We start from the raw sequence: 5,834 nt of genomic DNA, 5'->3' as shown, positions 1-5,834 counted from the left end.
AGAAAAGATGAGATAAAATAAAATGAAACCAACAAATATATTATCATATTTAGACAACACAGTAGCCATATTTCCTTCAAAGCCGGCGTTTGTAGGCGAGAGTTCTTCGCTTACCTTTTTTGAACTTAAAACCGAATCGGAGAGAATAGGGAGTTTCATAGCCGGAGAAAATCTCTATGGAGAACCGATACTTGTATTTATGGAAAAATCGCCTGAAGAGGTTGCGGTGTTTTTGGGAATAATTCGCTCAGGCAACTATCATGTGGCACTTGACCTTGAAATGGCAGAAACGAGGCTTAGGCATATAATAAATATTTCAGAAGCAAAAATAATGATTTGCGATGATTATACGAAAGAACAGGCAGAAAGCCTTGGGTTTGAAGGCAAAATTTATAACTATGATGAGATACATAGTGAGGTAGACAGTGGACTATTGTCGCAAATAAGAGAAAGGGCGATAGATACCGACCCTATTTATATAGTATTTACTTCAGGCTCTACCGGTCTGCCAAAAGGGGTTGTAGCAAATCATAGAAGCGTGATTGACTACATAGAGGAACTTGGTAAGGTATTGGAGTGCGATGAAAATACTGTGTTTGGAAACCAAGCCCCACTGTACTTGGATGCCTGCCTAAAAGATTTTTATACTACAATGAAATATGGAGCGACAACTTATTTCATACCTAAAAAACTTTTTATGACACCTGTGGAGCTTATTAATTATTTAAATGAGCATAAAATTAATACTATCTGCTTTGTAGTATCTGCCCTCACCATACTTACAAAACTCTCAGCCTTTGACTATGCAAAGCCTGAATACCTTAAAGTAATTGCATTTGGTGGTGAGGTATTTCCTCTAAATCATCTTAGAAAGTGGCAGGAAACCTGCCCTAGGGCTAAGTTTATTAATCTATATGGTCCTACTGAATGTACGGGTATGAGCAGTTTTTTTGTAGTAAAAGACATAGATGAGCTTGAAAATGGACTGCCAATAGGCAAAGCATTTCCAAATACAGATATTTTTTTGCTGGATGAAAATGATGAGAGGGCAAAAAAAGGTAATAAGGGAGAAATTTGCATAAGAGGAACAAGTCTGACTCTGGGATATTATAAGGATTTTAGTAGGACTAATGAGAGTTTTGTCCAAAATCCGCTAAACAAGAAATATCCGGAGCTGATATATAGAACAGGAGATATAGGATATTTCGGTGAGAATGGAGAACTTTATTTTGTAGGGAGAAAGGATAATCAGATAAAACATCTGGGTTATCGTATTGAACTTGAAGAAATAGAAGCCTGTGGCAGTCTTATTGAGGGAGTCACAAGAGGGGTTTGCCTTTATGATAAGGATAAGAGTATAATAAAGTATATTTATGAAGGTAGGGCGGAAAATAGTGAAGTCAAGGCAAGTTTCAGAGAAAAACTTGCAAGCTATATGGTGCCGGGGAAAATAGTTAAGATAGACAAACTGCCGATTATGGCAGGAGGAAAGATAGATAGGAAGAGGCTTAGCGATGTATAAGGAAGAATTGCTTGATATTTTGTCGGATATACACCCTGAGGTGGACTATGAGACGGAGAAAAGTCTTATAGATAACAGAATTTTTGACTCATTTGACATAGTAACTCTCATATCAGAAATAGCAGAGAACTTTCAAATAAAAGTTCCTGCTAATGAGATTACTGCTGATAATTTTAATTCTCTTGAGGCAATGGTAGCCTTGCTTGAGGAATTGGAGTAAAAATGCTCTTTGTATCATATGAATTCATAGCGTTTTTAACTGTATTTATTGTCTGCTATTATACTCTGTTTAAGAAGTGCCAGTGGCAGTTTTTATTGTTTGGCAGTCTTCTTTTTTATTTTCTGGCAGGGAAGTTTTATCTTATTTATATAGCTTTAATTACAGTTTCTGTTTATTTTGTGGCATTGAAAATATATAGATTTAAACAGAAAAAATGGCTATATTTGGGACTTTTTTGTACCTTGGGAACACTAGGAGCAGTGAAGTACTTAAATTTTGTTATAGCAAATTTCAATTTTGTCTTAGATAAATTTGCAAAAAATACTCATTTAAGCTATATAAATCTTATTATGCCTATGGGGATTTCTTTTTATACATTTAAGAGCATAAGTTATCTCATAGATGTATATCGTGGGAAATACAGGGCAGAACAAAGTTTGGGTAAATTTGCTTTATATGTTTCGTTTTTTCCACAGCTTGTTCAAGGACCGATTAGCAGATTTGATAATATCTCACAGTCATTATTTGAACTGCATACCTATAATCATAAAGGTTTTATAAGAGGGAGTTACAGGCTTTTGTGGGGATATTTTAAGAAAATGGTAGTTGCAGACCGTATAAGTACGGCTGTACTTACCATAATTTCAGATGCGGACACATATAATGGTGCATTTGCCCTACTTGGAATAGTTTTCTATGCAATACAGATTTATGCGGATTTTTCAGGTGGAATAGACATTACTATCGGTATTTCTGAAATGCTTGGAATTAAGGTGGAAGAGAACTTTGTGCGTCCATATTTTTCAAAAAGCATTAAGGAGTATTGGAGACGCTGGCACATAACTATGGGACTATGGTTTAAGGACTATGTCTTTTATCCGCTTTCAGTTTCAACTCCGATGCTGAAGTTGTCAAAATTTTCAAGGAAGCATTTCGGAAAGAAGATAGGAAAAAGGATACCTGTATATGCATCGGCACTTACAGTATGGTTTCTTACAGGGCTTTGGCATGGAGCAGGCTGGAACTTTGTGGTATGGGGTCTTTTAAATGGTATATGTATACTGATTTCAGATGAACTTAAAGGCTTGTATGGGGGGGTTCATAAGCTCATACCTGTTAAAAAACTGCCTTTTAGGATGTATGATGCATTTTCTGCTCTGCGTACTGTATTTATAATGAGCAGCATAAGAATGCTTGACTGCTACGAGGATGTAGGAGTTACTTTTAAGACTTTTTTTAGTATCTTTACTGTAAATAACTGGGATAGGGTGTTAGGCTCTGATTTGGGAGTAAGTACTGCTGATTATATAGTTGTGTGTACAGGAGTAATTGTTATATTTTTAACAAGCATGGCAGGTAGAAAGAAGGATGTTAGAGACAGGGTTTTAGGCAGACGAGAGATGTTTTGGTATTTGCCTTTGGCAGTTCTATTTATAGTAAATCTTATTTTTGGAACTTATGGAATAGGATATGATGCTACACAGTTTATTTACAACAGGTTTTAGGAGGAGGTATGAAAAGGAAGATATACATAATTTCTACTGTCTGCATAACTTTTTTTATCCTGTATGTTTTGCAAAATTTACTTATGCCGAAGTATGTAGAGGATATTCCTGAAGGAGGCTTAGTTAGAGAGTATTATAGGGAAGAAAAAAATCATGATTTGCTTTTTGTAGGGGATTGTGAGGTGTATGAGACATTTTATCCAAAGGTGCTTTTTGAAGAGTATGGGATAAAAAGCTGTATTAGGGGAAGTTCACAGCAGTTGATATGGCAGTCTTATTATCTTCTTGAGGAAATGCTTAGCTATGAAAAGCCAAAGACAGTGGTATATAATGTATTAGCTATGAAGTATGGAGAAGGGCAGAAGGAAAGCTATAATAGAATGACTCTTGATGGGATGAAGTGGTCTCTTTCAAAGATAAGAGCAATAAAAGCATCTATGTTACCTGATGAGAATTTTATAACCTATGTATTTCCCTTACTTAGATTTCATTCTCGCTGGAGTGAATTAAAAGAACAGGATTTTAAGTACATTTTTAATAAGCCACAGATATCGGAAAACGGATATCTTTTAAATACAGGCATACGACCTGCCGGCAATATTCCTAAGGGAAAGCCTTTAGCAGATTATACTTTGCCTGAGATTTCTTACTATTATTTGGATAAAATGGTTAAACTCTGCAAAGAAAATAATATAGAGCTTATTCTTATGAAGGCTCCGGTACTATATCCTTACTGGTATAAAGAGTGGGATGAGCAGATAAAAGATTATGCCAAGAAGAATGAGCTTAGATATATAAATTTTCTTGATATAGCAGATGAAGTAGGTATTGACTATAATACAGATACCTATGACGGAGGCTTGCATCTGAATATGTATGGTGCAGAGAAGATGAGCAGGTATTTGGGGGAAATATTAAAGGGCAGAAGGTGGTCACAAAAGACTGCCTTTTTTATTGAATAACAACCTACTTCATGTTATACTGAAATAACCAATATTTTAAGAAAAGGAGCAAAAATATGGAAGGTATGTATAGTGTGCCATTGTCAGAACTTATAGAGAAAATGGGGCTTGATAATCTTACGCCGGATATTGATACAGAAAATATTTTGATTAAACACATAGATGTGAATCGTCCGGCACTTCAGCTTGCAGGCTTTTTTGACTATTTTGATTCAGAGCGAATTCAAGTTATAGGTCATGTTGAGAGAGCCTATCTTGAAAGAATGGATGAGGAGCAGGGAGTTAAGGTTTTGACAAAACTTATGGACTATAAGATTCCTTGTCTGATTTTTTGTAGAGGAATAGAAGTGCCTGATAAGCTTTTAGAAACAGCAAATGAGAAAAAAGTTCCAATTCTCTGGACAGAAAAGGCTACTTCTGCATTTATGGCTGAGGCTATTCGATATATGCGCCACCAGCTAGCTCCAAGGATATCTATACATGGGGTATTTGTAGATGTTTATGGTGAGGGTGTACTAATTATGGGTGAAAGCGGAATCGGTAAGAGTGAGGCAGCCCTTGAGCTTATAAAAAGAGGACATCGCCTCGTATCTGATGATGTAGTTGAAATTAAGAAAATAAGTGAAGACACCTTAGTTGGCACAGCTCCTGAAATTACAAAGCATCTTATAGAACTTAGGGGTATTGGAATTATAGATGTAAGAACACTTTTCGGTGTGGCGAGTGTTAAGAATTTTCAAAATATTGACCTTATAATAAAACTTATGGAATGGAATAAGGATTATGAGTTTGACAGGCTCGGTCTTGAAGAACAGTATACTGAAATCCTTGGGATTAATCTTATAAGTCACAGCATACCTATTCGTCCGGGAAGGAATCTTGCAATTATTTGTGAGTCGGCAGCAGTTAATAACCGTCAGAAGAAGATGGGTTACAATGCGGCAAAAGAGTTTTATGACAGAATACAGTCTAATTTTATGAAGAATAGGGATATTTAAGGAGAAGATTATGGGTAAATTTTGTTTTGGAGTAGATATAGGAGGCACATCGGTTAAGCTTGGAATGTTTTCCATAAAGGGTGAACTTATTTCAAAATGGGAAATACCTACTGTTCCGGAAACAGTACTTGCTGATGTTGCAAAATCAATAGAGAATCATTTTACAGATGAATACCAAAAGAAAGATTGTTTAGGCATAGGTATAGATGTGCCGGGACCGGTGACTGGAGATGGGATAGTATCTCAATGTGTCAATATGCATTGGGGACGAACTGATGTTAAGGCAGAAATTGAGAAACTGACAGGGCTTAAGGCTAAGGTTGCAAATGATGCAAATGCAGCTGCACTTGGAGAGTTGTGGCAGGGAGGAGGCAAGGGTTATGAAAGCCTTGTTATGGTCACTCTTGGAACAGGTGTAGGTGGAGGAGTTATTATTGGTGGCAAGATAATTGCAGGAGCTAATGGAGCTGGTGGTGAAATTGGACATATTTGCGTAAATCCACATGAGGAAGTGGCTTGTAATTGTGGTAAGAAAGGTTGTCTTGAGCAGTATGCATCTGCAACAGGTATAGTCCGTCTTGCAAAGCTTGCTATGGCAGAAGGTAAGAAGACAACAAGCCTTTCAGA

Annotated in this window: 6 protein-coding genes; all 6 read left to right on the top strand. The window is 36.5% G+C overall.

Features of this window, described 5'->3' with window-relative positions; translation table 11 throughout:
- Nucleotides 1–22 precede the first annotated feature (22 nt).
- Entirely contained in the window at nucleotides 23–1,522 is a 1,500-nt protein-coding gene (locus tag ACTTG8_RS09485) for an AMP-binding protein (protein ID WP_442561872.1), read from the top strand.
- Nucleotides 1,515–1,742 carry a phosphopantetheine-binding protein gene (locus tag ACTTG8_RS09480; protein WP_442561871.1) on the top strand — a complete coding sequence of 76 codons (228 nt, stop codon included), beginning with the start codon at nucleotides 1,515–1,517 and terminating at the stop codon, nucleotides 1,740–1,742. The genes ACTTG8_RS09485 and ACTTG8_RS09480 overlap by 8 nt, the downstream gene beginning before the upstream one ends.
- A gap of 2 nt (nucleotides 1,743–1,744) precedes the next feature.
- A complete protein-coding gene (locus ACTTG8_RS09475) occupies nucleotides 1,745–3,247 on the top strand; it encodes an MBOAT family O-acyltransferase (protein WP_442561870.1) in 1,503 nt (500 codons plus the stop codon).
- An 8-nt stretch (nucleotides 3,248–3,255) separates the two neighbouring features.
- The gene (locus ACTTG8_RS09470; RefSeq protein WP_442561869.1) at nucleotides 3,256–4,209 is read left to right on the top strand and encodes an SGNH/GDSL hydrolase family protein; all 954 of its coding nucleotides are present in this window, start codon (nucleotides 3,256–3,258) and stop codon (nucleotides 4,207–4,209) included.
- A 65-nt stretch (nucleotides 4,210–4,274) separates the two neighbouring features.
- Nucleotides 4,275–5,207: an HPr(Ser) kinase/phosphatase gene (gene hprK, locus ACTTG8_RS09465; protein WP_442561873.1), complete on the top strand. Its 933-nt coding sequence runs from the start codon at nucleotides 4,275–4,277 to the stop codon at nucleotides 5,205–5,207.
- A gap of 10 nt (nucleotides 5,208–5,217) precedes the next feature.
- A partial coding sequence (locus ACTTG8_RS09460; RefSeq protein WP_442561868.1) for an ROK family protein occupies nucleotides 5,218–5,834 on the top strand: 617 nt, incomplete at its 3' end.

Origin of the sequence: Catonella sp. (assembly GCF_052173895.1) — a bacterium.
Taxonomy (GTDB): domain Bacteria; phylum Bacillota; class Clostridia; order Lachnospirales; family Lachnospiraceae; genus Catonella.
The sequence above is the reverse complement of the archived record's forward strand: the minus strand, read 5'-3'. Positions and strand labels throughout refer to the sequence as shown.